General features: G+C 32.2%; 20 protein-coding genes and 1 pseudogene. 2 read left to right on the top strand and 19 right to left on the bottom strand.

All coding sequences use genetic code 11. From position 1 onward, the window contains the following. Positions 1–115: 115 nt before the first annotated feature. Genes graS through graX form a run of 3 tightly spaced genes read right to left on the bottom strand, consistent with a single transcriptional unit; the run spans position 116 to position 2762 of the window. Complete coding sequence (gene graS / locus IDG60_RS14505; RefSeq protein ID WP_001061264.1) at positions 116–1156, bottom strand: histidine kinase GraS/ApsS; 1041 nt, start codon at positions 1154–1156, stop codon at positions 116–118. Then, positions 1149–1823, bottom strand: a complete 675-nt coding sequence (gene graR, locus IDG60_RS14500) for a response regulator transcription factor GraR/ApsR (RefSeq protein ID WP_001166500.1) — start codon at positions 1821–1823, stop codon at positions 1149–1151. Before graR ends, graS begins: the two co-directional genes overlap by 8 nt. Before the next feature lie 15 nt (positions 1824–1838). After that, a complete protein-coding gene (graX, locus tag IDG60_RS14495; protein WP_000802955.1) occupies positions 1839–2762 on the bottom strand; it encodes an auxiliary protein GraX/ApsX in 924 nt (307 codons plus the stop codon). A 112-nt stretch (positions 2763–2874) separates the two neighbouring features. Here graX and IDG60_RS14490 point away from each other — a divergent pair, with 112 nt between their 5' ends. Then, positions 2875–3381 carry a GNAT family N-acetyltransferase gene (locus IDG60_RS14490; protein ID WP_000940129.1) on the top strand — a complete coding sequence of 169 codons (507 nt, stop codon included), beginning with the start codon at positions 2875–2877 and terminating at the stop codon, positions 3379–3381. Positions 3382–3589: 208 nt separating this feature from the next. Here IDG60_RS14490 and IDG60_RS14485 read toward each other — a convergent pair whose 3' ends face one another. From IDG60_RS14485 to IDG60_RS14420, 14 genes are all read right to left on the bottom strand, one after another. Further along, on the bottom strand, positions 3590–4018 hold the full coding sequence (locus IDG60_RS14485) for a hypothetical protein (protein ID WP_000198504.1): 429 nt from the start codon (positions 4016–4018) through the stop codon (positions 3590–3592). Between the two features lie 328 nt (positions 4019–4346). Beyond that, positions 4347–5390: an alpha/beta hydrolase gene (locus IDG60_RS14480; protein ID WP_001030772.1), complete on the bottom strand. Its 1044-nt coding sequence runs from the start codon at positions 5388–5390 to the stop codon at positions 4347–4349. Between the two features lie 150 nt (positions 5391–5540). Further along, on the bottom strand, positions 5541–6608 hold the full coding sequence (locus tag IDG60_RS14475; RefSeq protein ID WP_000980137.1) for a YkvI family membrane protein: 1068 nt from the start codon (positions 6606–6608) through the stop codon (positions 5541–5543). A 455-nt stretch (positions 6609–7063) separates the two neighbouring features. Further along, on the bottom strand, positions 7064–7561 hold the full coding sequence (locus IDG60_RS14470; protein ID WP_001164085.1) for a hypothetical protein: 498 nt from the start codon (positions 7559–7561) through the stop codon (positions 7064–7066). Between the two features lie 115 nt (positions 7562–7676). Then, positions 7677–8039 carry a dihydroxyacetone kinase phosphoryl donor subunit DhaM gene (gene dhaM, locus IDG60_RS14465; RefSeq protein ID WP_001124167.1) on the bottom strand — a complete coding sequence of 121 codons (363 nt, stop codon included), beginning with the start codon at positions 8037–8039 and terminating at the stop codon, positions 7677–7679. Continuing rightward, positions 8032–8616: a dihydroxyacetone kinase subunit DhaL gene (gene dhaL, locus IDG60_RS14460; RefSeq protein ID WP_000867201.1), complete on the bottom strand. Its 585-nt coding sequence runs from the start codon at positions 8614–8616 to the stop codon at positions 8032–8034. The genes dhaM and dhaL overlap by 8 nt, the downstream gene beginning before the upstream one ends. A gap of 41 nt (positions 8617–8657) precedes the next feature. Further along, positions 8658–9626 (bottom strand): dihydroxyacetone kinase subunit DhaK, encoded by a 969-nt coding sequence (gene dhaK, locus IDG60_RS14455; RefSeq protein WP_000976269.1) that lies wholly within the window; start codon positions 9624–9626, stop codon positions 8658–8660. Positions 9627–9859: 233 nt separating this feature from the next. Further along, positions 9860–10876 carry a FecCD family ABC transporter permease gene (locus IDG60_RS14450; RefSeq protein ID WP_000625878.1) on the bottom strand — a complete coding sequence of 339 codons (1017 nt, stop codon included), beginning with the start codon at positions 10874–10876 and terminating at the stop codon, positions 9860–9862. Then, a complete protein-coding gene (locus IDG60_RS14445) occupies positions 10873–11877 on the bottom strand; it encodes a FecCD family ABC transporter permease (protein ID WP_000184741.1) in 1005 nt (334 codons plus the stop codon). Before IDG60_RS14445 ends, IDG60_RS14450 begins: the two co-directional genes overlap by 4 nt. A 35-nt stretch (positions 11878–11912) precedes the next feature. Beyond that, the gene (locus IDG60_RS14440) at positions 11913–12710 is read right to left on the bottom strand and encodes an ABC transporter ATP-binding protein (protein ID WP_001080809.1); all 798 of its coding nucleotides are present in this window, start codon (positions 12708–12710) and stop codon (positions 11913–11915) included. Positions 12711–12991: 281 nt separating this feature from the next. Beyond that, entirely contained in the window at positions 12992–13825 is an 834-nt protein-coding gene (locus IDG60_RS14435; RefSeq protein ID WP_001044662.1) for a YitT family protein, read from the bottom strand. A 177-nt stretch (positions 13826–14002) separates the two neighbouring features. Beyond that, positions 14003–14095, bottom strand: coding sequence for a hypothetical protein (locus IDG60_RS14430; RefSeq protein WP_001788321.1), 93 nt, complete (start codon positions 14093–14095; stop codon positions 14003–14005). 254 nt (positions 14096–14349) lie between these two features. Continuing rightward, positions 14350–15579, bottom strand: coding sequence for a NupC/NupG family nucleoside CNT transporter (locus IDG60_RS14425; RefSeq protein ID WP_000479279.1), 1230 nt, complete (start codon positions 15577–15579; stop codon positions 14350–14352). Between the two features lie 356 nt (positions 15580–15935). Further along, positions 15936–17663 carry an ABC transporter ATP-binding protein gene (locus IDG60_RS14420; protein ID WP_000817954.1) on the bottom strand — a complete coding sequence of 576 codons (1728 nt, stop codon included), beginning with the start codon at positions 17661–17663 and terminating at the stop codon, positions 15936–15938. A 420-nt stretch (positions 17664–18083) separates the two neighbouring features. Here IDG60_RS14420 and pbp4 point away from each other — a divergent pair, with 420 nt between their 5' ends. Next, the gene (pbp4, locus tag IDG60_RS14415; RefSeq protein ID WP_000793067.1) at positions 18084–19379 is read left to right on the top strand and encodes a penicillin-binding protein PBP4; all 1296 of its coding nucleotides are present in this window, start codon (positions 18084–18086) and stop codon (positions 19377–19379) included. A 116-nt stretch (positions 19380–19495) separates the two neighbouring features. Here pbp4 and tagD read toward each other — a convergent pair whose 3' ends face one another. Together tagD and IDG60_RS14405 are read right to left on the bottom strand one after the other, a co-directional pair. After that, positions 19496–19894 (bottom strand): glycerol-3-phosphate cytidylyltransferase, encoded by a 399-nt coding sequence (gene tagD / locus IDG60_RS14410; RefSeq protein ID WP_000832260.1) that lies wholly within the window; start codon positions 19892–19894, stop codon positions 19496–19498. 62 nt (positions 19895–19956) lie between these two features. Beyond that, a pseudogene (locus IDG60_RS14405) lies at positions 19957–20596 on the bottom strand (glycosyltransferase family 2 protein); the annotation flags it as partial.

The following is a 20596-nucleotide window of genomic DNA, read 5'->3' as shown; positions in this document are numbered from 1 at the left end:
TCATTTCCTTTAGGCTTTGGCACTTGTATCTTCAATTTAACATATGACTAACATCTATCTTATTATAACGTTGAAGCTGCATTGATGTATCAATTCTAAGTAACAAAACGCATGTTTAAAATGACAAATTTGTCACTTCCGACATGCGTTCAACAATTTCATTTTGTAATGGGAAAATCAATCTGACAGTTGTCCCCTTACCAACAGTCGACGTGACTTGCAGGTGAATACCTAATTGATCCTTTACACTATTTACTAAATATAGACCCATACCTGAAGACGTCGTTTCATTTCTGTTAGCCGTTGACGTAAATCCTCGTTCAAATATTCGCGGCATATCTTTTTTACTAATACCTCTGCCATAGTCTTTAATATATAACGAAACATGTTGATCATTTAATTCTGTCCCAATTTCAATATTAAAATTCTCACTATATTTCAATGCGTTTGACAAAATCTGTCTAATAATCATACGACACCATTTTGTATCTGTATAAACATAATCATCCACTTTAAAGTCAACATCAAAACCAATACCTTTAACCTGACTAATATGTCTTGTTAATTGTATTTCATCAATGACCATGCGTTTAAGTGACACGTAATCAAAATACATATCTTTGCGTTGAGATTCTAATCTAGTAATATACAGCTGTGTATCCAGCATCGAGTTTATACGAGACCATTCATATAGTAATGCCTGTTTTCTTTCTTGATTTTTTTCTTGATCAATTAATAATTTCATGGCTGTCACAGGTGTTTTTATGTCGTGCACAAATTCTGTAATGGTTTGTTCATGCATGTTCAATTGTAACTGTTGCTCAACAACCTTTTCTTTGTGCGCTGAGATTTGACGATATAAATAATCAACTGTATGACGTTGAAATGGCGTTTCCGCTAAATCTTTATGTTTAATTTCTTCTATTTCTTTATCTTTGTCAAAATGCTTATATAATTTTACTTCTTTAAAATATGTCAATATAAGAAAAATCATTGTTAAACTTAAATTCAAAGAAACAATATAAAATAAACTGTCTATTGGAAAATCATAATCGATTAGACTAATGCCTAACATAAGCAAGTTTAAAAACAATATCCAAAATATCCAGTTCATGCGAGATTTCAAAAAATAAGCTACCCATTTCAAATTATTCATGAGCCATATATCCTTTTCCTACTTTTGTTTCGATTGCACTATCCATACTAATTTCAGATAATTTTTTTCGTAAACGATTCACATTTACTGTTAACGTATTATCACTAACAAATGCTTCATCATCCCATAATGCAGTGATAATTGTATCTCTCGAAACGATTTGATTTTTTTTGGTAATAAGAATTTCTAATATAATCATTTCTGTTTTGGATAGAAAAATCGTATCGTCACCTTTTTGTATACTATCTTTTGATAGATCAACGACAGCATCTTGCCAAGTCAATGTACGTTTTTCTTCAGCTGTAAACTCATAGACACGACGATAAATCGCTTGTAATTTAGCAATTAATACATTGGTATAGAAAGGTTTTTGCATATAATCATCTGCGCCAAGTTCCATACTCATCACTTGATCCATTGGATTATCACGAGATGATAAAAATAATATTGGTACGTTGGAAACTTCTCTCATTTTTCTGCACCAATAAAACCCATCATATTTAGGTAATTGAACATCCAATATAACAATTTCAGGATTAAAACTTTCAAATGTATCCATTACTTTGCCGAAATCTTCAATACCAGCAACATTAAAATCCCATTGTTCTAATTCTTTTTTCAATTCTTGAAACAAAGTATTGTCATCTTCTACTAGTAGTATTTGCATCCATATCACCCAATATCATTTAGTATATTTCATATTTTCTCCTGATTTTAATCGACTTTGAAAATCTTTAATCCGGCAGTCAACTTCAAAGCCATGAATCATCATTTTTTGCATTGGTGCTTGTATAAAGTAATAAATCGGCCAAAATAATCGAGGGATATAATCGTATAGATGTATATAAACGACTGCCGACTCTTTGATTAATCTAAATTCTAACTTCCCTTGATTAACTGTGTATTTTTTCACTAAACTTCCACTCAATAAAATTAAAGTTATTATTCCGTCAGCTGTTTCTTCTATTTTAAATACTGCGAGCGGTCGCACCTTATTCTTAATATATATCTTAAATTGATCATGTGATTTTTCTGTTTTCACAAAAGTTCCTTTAGTGTAACCCATCCATGCAATAAAATGGTTTACAACGTTCTTTAATGTCCATCCCTTTGGTAAAACTACCTTCATCGTTGATCTAACATCATCATACTTTGAAACTTGTAATTCTACATTAACTAAAGAACGTTTAAAAACTAAATTTGTTGTTTCTACAGGTGTGCCATATGCACCTAGGCGTTCAATTGTTTCATTATCATAACGACTCCCAGGTATGTAGATTACTTTTTTTACTTGATTGATAGCCGCTGCTCGACCAAAATTATCTGCTGCGATTAATGTTAAATCTCTTGCTGATGATTGTGTTATTTTGGCAGAATTCTTTGTTGGGTCGATAAAGAATACAGCAATATCTATTTGATTCATTGCTGCAACAACCTGTTCGTAATGAAATATATCACACTGAATCCAAGTCATTTCAACATCATCTGTTTTTTTATTGTCTGGATATTTTGATATAGTAAAAAGTTCAGCATCATTTTCAATCACTTCACTTAAATACTTACCAATATATCCTGTTCCACCTGCTAATAAAACTTTAGGTTTCATCTAAAATACTCCTTTAAACTGTAACCAAAAAACATATTACTCCACCTTTTAGTTACATATATATTATAATAGTAGCAAATGTTTTAAAATTTCAAAATACTGGAGGCTTTTTATGGCCCATATTATACGTAGAGTTAGTATCAAAGATGTAGAAAATTTCATTTCAATGTTAGCGAAAATATACGACGAATCTCCGTATATGTTCTACACACCAGGAGAATATGATCCTAGCGTCACGTCGGCTAGTAAACAATTAGAAGAATATATCACTTCTCCACATAAAGTCATCTTTGTTGCTGAAAGTGATGAACAACTCGTTGGCTTTGCCTTTGTTAATACGACACCATTTCAACGCATTAAACATGTTGCTAAAATTGATTTAGGTGTAAAGAAATTATATCAACATCGTGGAATTGGCCAAGCACTTCTTGATGCCATTATGGCTTGGTGTTTAAACAATCAAATACACCGAATTGAAGCAAATGTACCACTCAATAACCAACCTGCCCTCGAGCTTTTTAAAAGTGCCGATTTTCAAATCGAAGGCGTTTTAAAAGATAAGTTATTTATCGATGGTAAATATTACGATGACTATATGATGGCTAAAATTCTTAATTAAAGCTATTTTATCATAATCTTGTATCAGAATCGCATAACAACGAATTTAATGGTTACCTAATACATTACTCATACTTATCAATGTCATCTAATCTTAAATGAATGCGTATACTCTTATTCATTTATCAAATTTAAATTCAAAATAAAGCACCACTAATGTGTAATTGATCAACTATCAACTACGATTAGTAGTGCTTTATATATGTTGTTTAGTTTTCCTTACTATAAAAATCTTCGAGTCTAAAATCTATATCCGGTAATTTTTCATATATCTTATCCTGATACTGATTGTTTTGATTGTAAGCTTCTTCAGTAATTAACCTACCTTTACGCTTAATTCCATAATCTTGTACGAATAAATTATTATTTCTATTTATTTTGTAATATGGTACAACATTCGCACTAAATTTTACTCGTTGATGAATAAGTTCCATTGCCAATGCATAGTATTTATTTGTCTCATATAACCATAAATGATCTATTGATACACCTGAAACAAATACATCTTTTAATAATATCCTTACATTCGGCTTAAATGTGCTATGTCTATCTAAATAATTTTTAAACAAAACACGTTGTATACGTCCAGTAACCATAACGCGTTTATTTTTAAATGGTTTTAATGCTGACCTTGTCATTCCCTTTCACAACCTTATTTCAAATCACTTCGTGCTCAATCTATATTTTATTTTTTCTTTTGAATTCTTTTCAATTTATAAATTTATTATATCATGTACACACTGTTTTTCGACAATTTAGTTGTAAAAAGTTATTTTCAGGTTCAAAACAAATTAGTTTGTAAAATAAATGTCACATCATAATAGGGTGAGATAGAAATGATAAAGAACCGCTAACAATTTATTATATCTCAGACTCTTACACATTAGCCCCACATGTTTTAAATTCTTCGTTTTCAATTTGAAGATCTTAAATGTTGCTTAAGTAATAAATTACTACTGTTTATCATTAGTTTAAAGGATTTAACGGTAATTCATTACTCGGATTTTCCATTTGTGGTTTCTCTTCAGTTTGAATACCACTAGAAGATGTATTACGACTTAAGAAAAGTAACACTTTTTTGATGTTATCTATCGATTCAGGTTTATTAAGGTGAAATTGATACTGATGATGTAAATGATGCGTACCATCATAAAACAAAGTATCTACTGGTACATTCAATTCTTGTAATTTCTTACTGAATTCTATATTTTGACTTTCGAATGGATCGCTATCTCCAACAGATAAAAATGTTGGTGGATAATTTTTTGTCGATTGTTTTACTGTCGACATTTGTGAAATATTTTTAAAGCTCTTTTCCCAATCTTCTTCGCCAGTATAACTTTTCATAAATAACTGTATTCTTGGAAACTCAGTTTCTCTAACTGTTTGCATATTATAAAAACCACCAAATAGTATAGCACCTTTAATTTGCGATGGTTTGAATGACTGATCAAATTTCATGGCTTCTCTTAAGCGATCATTCGTCTGTATTGCCGTAAATTGGCTAGCTAATTGAGCACCTGCAGAATCACCGCCAATAATTACTTGATTAAAATCAATAGGTAAATTCATTTTATTTTCTTTAATGAATTGAGTTGCTTGATTCATTTGAATTAATGGTGTGGGATATTTATATTGTGGCGCCAATGCATAATTTACATTCACAACAATGTACCCTTGTTCAGCAATTTTCGCTAATAATGGGTTTTTATACTGCTTATCACCCGCAATATAACCACCACCGTGCATCCAAAAAATAACTGGCAGTTTGGCATTAGAAGACATATCAACAGGTGTAATAATATCTAATTTACTGTTAGGGAAAACTCTATTGTATGTAAGGTTTTGATAAATGCGCACATTTTTATTTTTAATATTAATTTTGTCTTTATTAGCATGGTTCTCATTTGTAATTTGGTCATAATGTTGTTTCAGATGAAATGCTAACAATACACTGATTACAGTTATAAAAAGCGCAGTTATCATCGTCCATTTATTATCTTTATTCATTACATCGTACCTCTCTATTTGTTAGACGCTCATATTAATAGACTGAATAAATATAAAAAGCAATTCGCCCGATAAGAGTAGAGACGAATTGCTTTTAAGGTTAAAACAAAGTGATTCAATTGTAAAGTTTCGGATATCCATCATATGATATTAAGCAATATGTTTTTTATCCGCATTTTTACGTTTGAAATATTTAATAATTACAGCTACTACAATAAATAAGCCTACATATCCCATAATTGTATATAACTTATTAATTAATTCAGCAAATCCTACGAAACTTAATAAATAACCTGCTACCATCATTATAATAATAAAGATATGATAATTTTTACTGTATGGTTCTGTAAAACGTGCTGCAAATGAATACATTAGTCCTAGAATAGTATTATACATAACCGCCAGCATAATAACAGATAACACTGTTGCTATTAAAGGATGGATATTATTTGCTAACGTCAATGTTGGAATTGAGGCATTTTTAATAGTTGGATATTCACTTTGCAATGCAAAGTTGATCAATGCTAGTAATACAGTATAGATAATACCACCATACATCGCGCCTGCACCTGACACTGTACGCTTTTCTGTATCCCCACCGATTGCTACGATGGTACTAAAACCTACAGAAAAAGCTAATCCACCATATATTGTACCAAACCAGATTCCCTTCCAAATACTTGCTTCAGGCACTACTTGGTTAACTTCTGCTAATGAAACATGACCTTTAAATAAATAAACGCCAGCGATTAATACAACTAAAACAATTAAAAATGGTGTAACGATACCAAGTGCACGTACTATTTTATTAAAGTCTAATAGCAACGTAATATAAATCGCTAATGTCATAATTAAAGCACCTAGCCATGTAGGTATGTTATAACTTTCTTCAAATGTTGCGCCTGCACCAGCTATCATGGTTACAGCTATACCAAATAAGAAGAAGATTAAAATATAATCAAAGACTTTACTAAACTTTTCACCGAATACGTATTGTAATGTTGATTCATGATTTGTCGCTTCAAAGGCAGTACCAATTTTTGCTACTTGGCGCCCAATAAAAGCTAAAATAAAACCAGATATAATAACACCTAAATAAGCCCACAAGCCATATTTAGTGAAAAATTGCATAACTTCTTGTCCAGTTGAAAATCCTGCGCCCACTACAATGCCGACGTAGGCAAATCCAATTTTTGTTGCTTCTTTATTCATCATCATGTGAATAATAGACCTCCTTAATTTTGCACAGTGTGCATTATAACGTACTGAAAATTAATTGCAAGTCGCATAGGTTATTTTTCACTTTTTCAAAATTGCTCAATCCATTCACATTATCACGTTCAATGACATTTAAAAAAATTATAAATTTATGCTTTTATAATGCAGTCATACGAACTTTTGTATAGGAAAATTGATTAATTATTGTGCTTCTTGAATTTCGTAAATTTAGTTAAATTTCGAAGAATACATATCAAAATCTCTCAGTTAACAAGGTTTAAACCATATATCGTATGTTCTTTATTAAAATGTATAAATTTATAAAATGTTGTATAAAAACCATTTGTGCACACAAGTATACTTCGTTAGTTTTTAAGTATTAAAAAGGCTGGAACATATGTCCCAACCCAACCAAATGTTAAAACTATTATTAAGCTAATATAATTGAAATGTAATTAACGTGCATTACGTTGGTGTAATTCATTTATATCAACAACAACGTTGTCCATACGTTTGGCAGTGTCTTTTAAGACGTTACGAGCAACATTATTATTAGGATCTAATTTTAAAATTTGCTTGGCGATATCAAAAGCCTTCTTATCTGAAATAACAGGTGTTGGTATCGCATGCAATAATAACATTTGTAACAAACTTTTAACTTCTTTGCCGTCAGTAAGTTTTATGGAAGCGTCTGCATGATAATAAGCAGAATCCAAAGCACCTTCATATTCACTTAGTGGATACACAAGCAATAAAAATGCTAAGTCATGCATTTCAGATGATTCTTCGTACTTAATCATATCTAAAATACATGTATAAAACATCATACTTTCTACTTCATGCGCACTTGAAATATATGCTTCTTCAAATTCCATAAAATCTGTTTCGGACATCAATTGTCGTACTAAATCAAACTCGCCATTCAATACATGTTTTTTTATAAGGTGTTGCATGGCAATGTCCTCCTATTTCTCCAGATTTTATTAAACATTTACATATATACTATCATATTTTTTATAAAGTTTCATTTGAAAAAGGTTTACATTTTTCATTATTAGTAAATTTTAACTAAAATGATTGTTTGATTTCTGCTAATGCATCATCAATTGAACCGCCGATTGATAGCTTTACTGCTGCGATAAAACTGCCTTCAACAATTGGTGCATCAACTTTTAACACACGATGATTACCATCATACATTTCAATTGCCATATCTACATTCATTTCTGAAGATCCAATATCGTAAAAACACAATGCATCATCCTCTAATTTAGTCAAAACTTCTTGGATGATATCAAATGAAGTTCCAATTGAACCATCTGGTAATCCCCCGATTGGTATAATATCAACGTCACCTGCCATTTGCTTTAACAAAGATTTTGTACCACTTGCAATTTCTTTACTGTGGCTAACAAGTATAATTTTAGGCATTATCTTCATCTCCAATCAAAGCGTTTAAAATATAAACCATACTTTGAGCACCTGGATCAATATAACCTTTTGATTCTTCTCCAAAATATGCAGCTCTACCTTTCGTTGCTACCATATCTTTTGTATTATCTGCTAATTGCTGTAAATCATTGAATGTTAAAGTTTCACCATTTTCAAGCTTCTCTGCTGCTCGCGCTACTACATCATACATTGTCTTTTCATTTAAAGTAACTTTACCACGTGATTCAACCGCTTCGGCAAATGCCTGAATTAGTGTAATGAAATCTTGATTATCCATATCATCTTTGGTGACTGCAGACATTTTAACAAAGCTAAAGCCATACAGTGGTCCTGATGCACCCCCAACATTTGACATCAATGCCATACCAGTCGATTTGAACAATGATTGCATTGAGCTATCATCAAGTTTGTCTTTAAGACTACTAAACCCACGAACCATGTTAACCCCGTGGTCACCATCACCAATTGCTCGATCTAATTCAGTTAATTCAGATTCATGTTTTTTAAACGTTTCTTCTAAATTTAATAAACGTGCTTTCATATCATTCACTTTCATTTGTGCCACCTCATAAATGTATATTTATTCATATTCACTTCTTATTTAAAGTATTGACTTGTTGTTGGTGCTAAAAATGCTTCCAAATATTCTGGTTTATTAGGCACGATAGTTATAGAAAAACCTTGCATGTCTAAAGATGTCATATAATCACCAACAAACCATTTAGCAACATTAACCGTTCTTGCAGCTAAATTTTGTTGAATATATTTAGTTACGATATTTAATTCAGATAACGGCGTACCACCCATACCATTTACCATTAATATGACATCATTGGCAGTAACTTCTTTATACAATTCGTCTAACAATGTTCCAACAATATGATCAATATCCTTTACTTCTTCCCTATGAATACCTTTTTCACCATGTATACCAATACCGATTTCCATTTTGTCGTCTTCAATATCAAAGCCATATTTTCCAGTAGTTGGAACAAGCGGTGGCTCAATTGCCATACCAATACTTTTAATTTCAGGTAACAACGCTTCTACACGCGATTTTATCTCTGTTAATGAATAACCTTTTTCAGCAAGATAACCGGCAAGCTTATGAACAAACACTGTTCCTGCAACACCACGACGTTGTACTTCGTTTGTCACAGCAATGTCGTCACGAACAATAACAGTTTGAACATTTATACCTTCCATTTCTGCAAGCTCTTGTGCCATTTCGAAATTCATCACGTCACCTGCATAGTTTTTTACAACTAGTAATACACCATCACCAGTATCTACTGCTTTAATAGCTTCTAATATTTTATCAGGTGTAGGTGATGTAAATACTTCGCCACAAACCGCTGCATCTAGCATACCTTCTGCAACAAAACCGGCATGCGCAGGTTCATGTCCGCTTCCACCTCCAGAGACTATTGCTACACCATGTTCTTTCTTAGCTTTTTTTACAATAACTGTATTAGCAATCAGATCTAACTCTGGGTGCGCAATTAACAATCCTTCAAGCATATCAGTTAAAAATGTTTCTTTTTTATTGATTAACTTTTTCATCATGTTGTACCTCCTTGGTATTATCAGTCATAGTATAAAACAGAATAAATGAATGCGCTATCATAAAGAATTAACCTGATACCGTTATCAAATATATTTTTGATAAGATCCTCTTGATAACTTAATGGTTCATTATTGAAAAAATAAATAGTCTTGAGTGGCTCATTAAATAAAAAATGCTATGAAAAGCCTTATAATAAAGTGCCTTTCATAGCAATAAGTTGTGTCCTTTGACACTATACATTTTTCGTTTTGTACATTAAATATAAGAAATACGGTGCACCAATAATTGCTACGACAATACCTGCTGGAACCCCACCTGGTTGTAATACAATTTTGCCAATTGTATCAGCTATAACAAGTAAACATGCCCCTACTAAAATGGCAATTGGTAAAAACAACTGGTGACGTGGTCCAACGATACGTTTGGCAATATGCGGACCCATTAATCCGATAAACGAAATTGAACCTGCTACTGCTACAGCAGCAGATGATAACATCACTGCGATAAAGAATAATATTAAACGTTCTCTGCTTAACCTTACACCTAGACCTCGTGCAATATTATCACCCGTATGAATAATATTTAGTGTATTCGATTTAAATAGTAAGTAAGGAATAATAATCAACACCCACGGTAAAAATGCAATGACAAATGGCCATTCGTCACCCCAAATATTACCTGCAAACCAAGCAGCGATGAAATCAGATTGCTTATCATCAAATTTTGACATAATTGTAATTGAGCCACCATATAATGCTGTTTGTAAACCTACACCTATTAATACCATACTCGCAGGTGTAACACCTTCATTTTTATTAAAACTGAAAATAAAAATAATCAATGCAGTGGTGATACCACCTAGTATACTTATTAACGGCAGTACATAAACAAAGTTGTCAGCATTAATTTTACCAATTGCAATAAATAATGCGATTGCAAATCCGCCACCTGCGTTAATACCTAATATACCTGGTTCAGCTATTGGATTTTTTGTGACACTTTGCACTATTGCACCACTAATACTAAGCGCTGCGCCAGCCAAAATAGTAATCATCATCCGAGGTAACCTGAAATCTAATAAGATTAACTCATCAATGGCATCACCTTGTCCAATTAAAGTTTTGAAAAATCTTTCAACAGGTATGTTGTATTCACCTGAGGTAATACTCCAAGTACAACCTAGAAATAGTAGAATGCTAAAAACAGCCAGTGCTATCAATTGTCTGCGTTTATTATTTGAACTAATCATATTGAGCGTCCTCCTTTTTTAACTAAATATAAAAAGTAAGGAACACCGATAAATGAAATGATTGCACCAACAGGCGCTTCTCCTAAATATCGTGCTATCACATCGGCAACAAGCACGAGTATCCCACCTAACAAGGCTGTTAATGGTAGAATTTTAGCATAATCAGTTCCAATTAAAAATCTTGCTATATGAGGTACCATCAAACCTACAAATGCAACTTGTCCAGCGATAGCAACTGCAATACCTGCTAGAATCATAGCAATAATTAAACATATGCCTCTGATCATTGTTACATTTTGACCTAAACCTTTAGCTAATGATTCACCAAGATTTAAAATGGTAAGTTGTTTACTAATTGTTAATATAATGAATAACGCAATACCAATTAATGGAATTGCCCACTTAAGGTGTGACCATGTTGTGCCTGAAACGCCTCCAGCAGTCCAAAATGTTACTGTTTGATTTAGTCTAAAAGCTAATGCAATACCTTGACTTAGCGCTGTTAACATAGCACTTACTGCTGCACCCGCTAAAATAATACGCATCGGATTAAATCCATCACGTCTAGATCGGCCTATCATTAATACAATAGCACCTCCTAGAATAGCACCTAAAAATCCAGCAAACATCAATATTAAAAATGAAGTGTTTGGTAAAACTGCATATGTTAATGCTAAAGCAAATGAAGCACCTGAATTTAAACCTATGAGCGCCGGATCAGCAAGACCATTACGAGTAACACCTTGTATAATCGCACCAGAAACTGCAAGCGCCATACCTACAATTACTGCTGCTATATTTCTGGGAATCCTAATCTCATTGATGATGTTTTGCTGTTGATTGCTAGGATTATAATTAAAAATAGCCTCTATAATTGTAGAGGCTTGAATTTTGGCGTCACCTATTAATGTAGAAATAAATAGTGTGATTAGTAGTATCATACTTAAACCTATAATATAGGATAAAAACTTCAATGGCGTTGGGTTCTCTCTATTTGTCATGTTAATTGTCCTTTTTATCATATTAACTTACTTAATTAAGAATAAGCTCTGCGACATAAGTCATAAGTTACCAGTAAAGGTTTTCCAGTTTTAGGATCTTTACTTAAAACAACATCAATATTAAAAACTTTTTCTAATATTTCCTGTGTTAATACGTCTTCTGTTGAACCTGTAGCGATGATATCCCCTTCTTTCATCGCAATAAGATGATCTGAGAAACGAATCGCTTGGTTGATATCATGAAGAACCATGACAATTGTACAACCTTGTTCCTGATTTAGCTTCTGAACTAATTCTAGTATTTCTAATTGATGACAGATATCTAAATATGTTGTTGGTTCGTCTAAAAAGATAATATCAGTTCTTTGTGCTAATGCCATTGCAATCCAAACACGTTGTCTTTGACCACCACTTAAATCATTGATTGAACGGTGTCGGAATGTATCAGTTCCTGTAACTTCCATTGCCCAATCAATTTCTTTCTTATCCTCAGCAGTTAATCTACCAAATCCTTTTTGATGTGGAAAACGACCATATGAAACTAATTCCCCAACAGTTAAGCCATCTGCTACTTCAGGTGATTGAGGTAAAATGGCTATTTTTTTTGCAATCTCTTTCGTAGATTGTGTATGAATATTTTCACCATCTAAAAATACTTCGCCTTCTTTAACTGCCAATAAACGTGACAATGCCTTTAGCAAAGTAGATTTCCCGCAGCCGTTAGGACCAATGATTGACGTCACTTTGCCATCTGGTATTTCAACATCTAATTTATTTATAATCGTGTTATCCCCGTAACCAATTTTAACTTGTTGTCCATGCAAACGATTCATAATTTCCCTACTTTCAATAAAATTCTTTCTGTTTATAAAAAATAATTTCTATTTTTAAATTATCAATTTTCAAAGGCATCCCAATTGATAATGATTATCATGAACATCATTATAACATTTTTCAATCTTATTGACTAACATTACTTTTTAAATTGGATAGCTCGATTTGTCATGTCTTGTATATTACTTTTATAAAATAAAAAACGCCCACAGATAAGTCTTCATAGTTCAAAAACTTGTCCGTGGACTTCTATTTAAGTATGTGTGCTCATACCATTTATTTATTCATCTGCAAGAAAGCCATTACCATAGACATCTCTTACATCATGAATTACGAGGAATGCATCTTTATCGATTTGTTTAATTAATCGCTTTGCTTTTGAAACTTGTGTTTTAGAAATAACAACGTATAAGACATCTTTTTCTTCACGCGTATAATAGCCATGTCCGTTTAAAATGGTTAAACCTCTTCCAATTTGCTCGTCTATTGCTTTGGCAAGTTTGTCGGGATTAGTTGAAATAATCGTCATAGCTTTTTTAGTGTTTAAACCTTCTATGACATATTCCATCACTTTTGTTCCTATATAAAGTGATATTACTGTTACTAATACTTTATCAAGTGGAATAACTGTAAGTGAAATTGCAACAACGATCATATCGAAGAAAAGCAAAGCATATGGCGTGCTTACATCGAGGTATTTCGTTGCAATTCTCGCCAAAATTGTTGTACCTGCTGTTGTACCGCCTGCAAGGATAATTACTCCGATTCCTAGTCCAACGCTTACACCACCAAAAATGGCATTCACAATGCTGTTTCCAGTTTCTACTTGCCATGATTCTGTTAAACTCAAAAATATTGAAATAAGAATTGTTACAAGAATAGTTAAGTACATACTTCTCTTACTCAAAAATTTATAACCTATGGCAATCAATACTGCGTTGACCAAGAAGTTAGTGATGGCTGGTGAAATATGAAACGCATAATATAAAATAATTGCTAAACCTGTAACCCCGCCTTCACCTAAGTTACCAGAAATAATAAATGCATTTACACCTGCAGCAAAGATAAATGAACCTAAGACAACTAGTATTAAATCTTTAACCGTTTTATTCACGAAACCATCCCCTTTATATATTTATTAGACTATAAAAATAGTAGCACAACAAAAATGCTGTCACAACTCTATGGAAAGAGTTCTAACAAAGATTTACTATTTAACTAATTTATATGAAGAATAGCTTTCCCTAATAAATATCACTCACAATATAATAATTAAAAATATTCTGAATTTTTAATTTACTTTCATTTCATTGTCTGCTATAATGTTTTTAACTTCTTCAATAGAGAAGTTATCTCCTTTGTGTTGTTTATAATAACAAAACAAATTTTGCTCGAAGTACTATGACTGTACCTAGTCCTTACTGTCATATGTACAATAATATTCATTTCCCATAAAAGCCAAGTGTATTACCATGTGCACTTGGTTTTTATAATGCTTCAATTTCGGTAACTTTAAAAATATTTAAATACCTTTATATCAATAATAAAAAAGTCCAAGCATCTCACCTATATCAATAGACGACATGCCTGGACATATTTATTAGTTAAAATGTATTATCATAGTCACTCTTCGACATATTACCATGCAAATAAACCAACGAAAGCTGCTGTTAATAATGAAACTAGGATACCTGATAATAGCATCATAGGTACATATTTAGATACAAAGTCTGATGTCTTTTTATCAACAATGCCTTTCAATGTACCGATAATCATACCAATCGTTGAGAAGTTTGCAAATGAAATTAAGAATGTTGTAATAACCGCACGATGGTGTGGTGTATAAGATGCAATATCTTTAGAAATTTCACCCATAACAACAAATTCATTTGTAACAATTTTCTTAGCCATTTGTTGTGCTACCAACCACGCTTCATCATAAGGTAAACCGAGTAATAGCGCAAATGGATACATAAACACACCTAAAATTTGGTTTAAACCGAAACTACCTTTTATGCCTATCCATCCTGCTATCAATCCTGTAATCAAATTGATAAAACGATCAAATAGATCAGCTAACGCTACAAAACTAATAACAAATGCGATGATGATTAATACTAATTTACCTGCTGCTAATACAGAATCTCCAAGGAATGAGAAGAATGGTTGACGTTCAACTTCATTGTTTTTAAGACTGTAAATAATATCTTCTTTCTCTTCAACACTTACTGGATTCAACAAGCATGACACAATAATCGCGTTAACGATATTTAGTGGAATTGCCGTTAGTACCAGTTCTCCTGGTACCATTTGTACATACGCACCTACAATAGCTCCGGATACAGAGCTCATTGACATCATTGCGATTGTTAATACACGCATTTCATTCATACGTTTTAGTTGCTCACTTGATACGGCTAATGCTTCAGTATTTCCTAAGAACATCATTTCTATCCCAAAGAATGACTCGAATTTAGGTTGTCTTGTTACTTTAGCTAGTAACCAACCAATACCTCCAATAATTTTCGGTAAAATATTAAAGTACATTAAGATATCAAATAATGGCACTATTAATAATATTGGGAATAAGGCTGCAACAGCCATATCCATCATTTTAACATTTGTCAAACTTGCAAATGCAAAACCTGTACCAGCATGCGCTGACTGAACTACCCAAGCGATACCATTGGCTGCTCCTCTTACTGCTTTTTGACCCCAATCAAAATAAATAAAGAACCATGCTAAAAACAGGTTTAAAACAACTAAGATCCCAATTGATTGCCATTGGATATTTTTGCGATCTCTTGAAAATAATACCGCAATACCAAGAAATACAATTAGACCAATAATGTTGATTAATAAAAACATTTGGCACCCACCTATGATTTAATTTTTTAAAAATTTAGAAACATTGAAATATCAAACTTCTGTACCATGGACTCTAAAATCAGTTAAATTGCTATGTAAAATATGAAGAATTATGACTCGTGGCTACAGTATTTAATATATGTATGTTTGCTTATAACTTGTATTATACCATGAGCATTTTTTTCTTAAAATATCGATTTTATTAATTTAAGAATTATTATGTCGTAACTTCTCAAATGATTTAAAATAGACAAAAGCTTGAAGCAATTTATTAACATCTATATCCATCAATGTGCCACACTTTAATTTCCTCGATGGTATATGTGTATTTGCTCCAAGCTTACTTATATATAAAATTAATCTGTTAATTTTTGAGACACTACAAAGTTTTTATACTTCGCATGTGATGCCATCAGTTCTGAATGCGTACCTTTACCTGTTACCTGTCCTTTGTCTAAGAATATAATTTGACCGGCTTTTTTAATTGTAGACAAACGATGCGCAATGACAATCGTTGTTCTACCTTCCATCAATGTTTCTAAAGCTTCTTGAATTTTCAATTCACTTTCACTATCGAGATTAGCTGTTGCTTCATCAAGTAACAAAATATCAGGATTTTTAACAAAACTTCTAGCAATATCAATACGTTGACGTTGTCCGCCAGACAGTTTCAATCCTCGTTCACCTACAAGCGTGTCATATCCTTCATCAAATTGCATGATAAAATCATGACAGTTCGCTAATTTAGCATAATTAATAAGTTCTTCATCTGAAACATGACGATTAATTCCGTATAAAATATTGTCTCTAATTGTTCCACTCATCATCGAATTTGATTGCATAACATATCCAATTTTGCGTCGCCACTTAGATAACGGGATATCATAGACACTTTCAAGGCCATATTTAATATCACCTGACTCAATTTCATACATACGTTCTATCAGATTAAATATCGTACTTTTACCAGACCCAGAAGGACCTACAAAAGCACTCACTTGACCTTGTGGGATTTGGAACGACACATCATCTAATATTTTCTTCACATCATATTTAAAGTCTACATGTTCAAATGACAATACACCGTCATCAATTAATACATTTTCAGAATCTTCAAGAGCTTCTGTCGGTTCAATAGGTTCTTGCATGATTTCGTATATTCTACTACTTGCACCGACTGCCTTTTTATAATCTGTAACTAACGTGGAAAGATTGATTAAAGGCATAGATAACTGAATAACATAAAATATCATTGCAATTAATGTACCTGCAGTGATTGCACCAGTCGCAATTTCTAATGCACCAAAACCTAAAATAATTGCAATTGTTAGCAACATAACTATACCTGAAATTGGTTGTACAACTGCCGCAATTTTAGCCTGTTTTAAACCTAATTTATATATTTCATTCAAATTTTTATGTGCATTATCTAATTCAAGACGCTCTGTATTTGATATTTTAACAAGACGCATTTCAGTTAGGACACGCCCTAACAAACCACTGAAGTTTGCAATTTCAGATTGTGTACTTGTCGATATCTTTTGCATAATACGACCTAGAGGAATCATAATTAAAACGAATATCGGTATCGTTATAAATGTTAATAATGTCATTTTCCAATCTAAAATAAATAACATGATTAGTGACCCAACTAATGTAACGATTGATGGTAATAAGTTAGGTAGCTTTTGTGAAATAAATTCATTTATCACTTTCGTATCGTCAGTTAATCGACTCATTAATTGACCACTTTCATTTTTGTCAAAGAATGGCATTTTTAATTGTATGATATGCTCCCATAAAACTGAGCGTATCGCATAAATAATCTTTTCACCAATTTTACTTAATAAATATAAACCTAATCCGCTTAATAAAGCATTGATAACAAAGATACCACCAAATAATGCGATTAGATTCCAATTGATATGGCTCACGGAAAATTTATCTACAATTCGTCCAGTAAACAGTGGCACTAATAGTCCACTTAAGCTCCCTAGTGATGAAATAGTGATAGCTGCAACGATAAGACCCACTGGCCATGATAGTTTTTTAAATAAGAAAAACAATGGATTTTCTCGTTTCATAGTTTTACCTCTTCTGTTTGAAATTTATAGTTAATTCATTTAGATAGATACATGCATTTCTATCATATACTTTCTCCCAACAAAACTTTAAAAATCAAATAAAGTGTTGCCCCAAAATACCGCTCATAACATTTATATGATAGAATATTTCTATTGCATTTTTTGTAATAACTTCTCAAAGTCTTTATATTAAAACATGAAAATTAATCGCTTTTGAGTAAGTTTGCTCTTCGTACAAACATTATAACACCTTTAGCTACACACGTAATATATTTGCATTATTTTTCAAATTAACTGCAGAAAACTTTATTTTCAACAATTTAATTAAGGTGAAGTGAATTAGCAATGATTTCCGTAAGTAGGAATAACCATTGCTTTTAGGGAATATTTAAGAATTGGAAAAGGGAAGATTAACGCTTTATGAAAAATTTAATATCTATTATCATCATTTTATGTTTAACATTAAGTATTATGACACCATATGCACAAGCTACTAACAGTGACGTAACCCCTGTACAAGCAGCAAATCAATATGGTTATGCAGGTTTGTCGGCTGCATACGAACCGACGAGTGCTGTTAATGTAAGTCAAACTGGACAATTACTGTATCAATACAATATCGATACTAAGTGGAATCCAGCGTCTATGACTAAATTAATGACAATGTACTTAACATTGGAAGCTGTAAATAAGGGGCAGCTTTCACTTGATGACACAGTCACAATGACGAACAAAGAATATATTATGTCTACACTACCTGAGTTGAGTAATACGAAACTATATCCTGGACAAGTATGGACAATCGCAGACCTATTACAAATTACAGTATCTAATTCTAGTAATGCCGCGGCATTAATTTTAGCTAAGAAGGTATCAAAAAACACCAGCGATTTCGTTGATTTAATGAATAACAAAGCTAAAGCTATCGGAATGAAAAATACACATTTCGTCAATCCAACGGGTGCTGAAAATTCAAGATTACGTTCATTTGCACCAACAAAGTATAAAGACCAAGAACGTACTGTAACGACTGCTAGAGACTATGCCATTTTAGATTTACACGTGATTAAAGAGACACCTAAAATATTAGACTTTACAAAGCAGTTAGCACCAACAACGCATGCAGTTACGTATTACACATTCAACTTTTCATTGGAAGGTGCAAAAATGAGTTTGCCTGGTACAGATGGTTTAAAAACTGGATCAAGTGATACAGCAAATTACAACCATACGATTACTACCAAACGAGGTAAATTTAGAATTAATCAAGTTATCATGGGTGCAGGAGACTATAAAAACCTTGGTGGCGAGAAGCAACGTAATATGATGGGGAATGCATTAATGGAACGCTCATTTGATCAGTATAAATATGTAAAAATATTGTCTAAAGGTGAGCAAAGGATAAATGGTAAGAAATATTATGTTGAAAATGATCTTTACGATGTTTTACCAAGTGATTTTAGTAAAAAAGATTATAAACTTGTAGTCGAAGATGGTAAAGTACACGCGGACTATCCAAGAGAATTTATTAATAAAGATTATGGACCTCCAACTGTAGAAGTTCATCAGCCAATTATTCAAAAGGCAAATACTGTTGCTAAAAGTATGTGGGAAGAACATCCATTATTCACTATCATTGGTGGTGCATGCCTTGTCGCTGGATTAGCACTTATTGTTCATATGATAATCAATCGTTTATTTAGAAAAAGAAAATAAAACATACTAAAAACGGACAAGTTGCACATTATAAAGCTGCGAAACTTGTCCGTTTTATATTTATTTTATAATAACCTAAGTTAATTTATCGTTTAGTATCGATAGTTCTATATAATTTATTTAGCATCTTTACCATATAATTCTTGTTTGATTTTAGTCGTCGAAATGCCTTCTGTACGTTTTAAATAAATGACTTCACATTTATCCTTTAAGAAGTCGAATTCACCTTCCCAGTCATGTCCCATAACAAAAACATCTACATCAAATTTTTCGACATCGTCTTCTTTTTGTCCCCAGCCCTTTTCTGGAATGACTAAATCGACATAGCGTATTGATTCAAGCATCATTTTTCGTTGTTCATAATCATAATAAGATTTTTTATGTTTAATTTGATTAAATTCATCTGTTGATAATGCTACTATTAAATAATCGCCCATCTCTCTTGCACGACGAAGCAATTCGATATGACCATAGTGAAGTAAGTCATATGTGCCATATGTTATTACACGTTTCATTAAGTTATCCTCCTCATATTGTCACATCATAGGATTGCAGTTTATGGTCATCAATATACACGTTATCGTTTTAACATTGATTTTGTTCGATGTGCAAACTTTCTCCCTTTAAGTTGTATCAAGAATTTTTTATAAGTCGGCCTATTAATGCCCACTTGAATTAATGTTTGTCGCCACAATTCGTATATTTCTCTATCCCAATTCTCACCAATAAATTCAACTGTATTTATAATGTCAAACATGTTTTGCGATACATAATCAGAATGCTGCATAGACATAATATAGTCTTTTACGAGTTGAATTGTCATGTGCGTTACTGCTGGGTGTTCATTCATATAATATTTTAATGAATTATTGAATAAAATACGATCAACCATATCACTATATAATAGCCTTTGTTCAGGTAATAGTAACATTTCCATGACTCGTTGTCTTATTTTCATAATTTCTATGATATATCTATTAAAATCTTCATCGTTACTTGTAGCATGTGTATCTATATCGTTATCTCCGACAATCATCTGTGAAACTAAATGTATATCCGTAGCTTTTTGCATCGCCTTGACAAGTATTGCGTGATTGTATGTGTTAGCTAAAGTTTCGTCACACTGTAATTCAGCAAATTTAGCACTGAATAACTTTCCGTCAAAAGACATCATTGATAACAAATCTGGTTGTTCCGTTAATGTAACGATTCGATTA

This window comes from Staphylococcus sp. EG-SA-2 (assembly GCF_017152085.1).
Note: the sequence above shows the minus strand (reverse complement) of the source record. Positions and strands in the feature narration are given on the sequence as shown.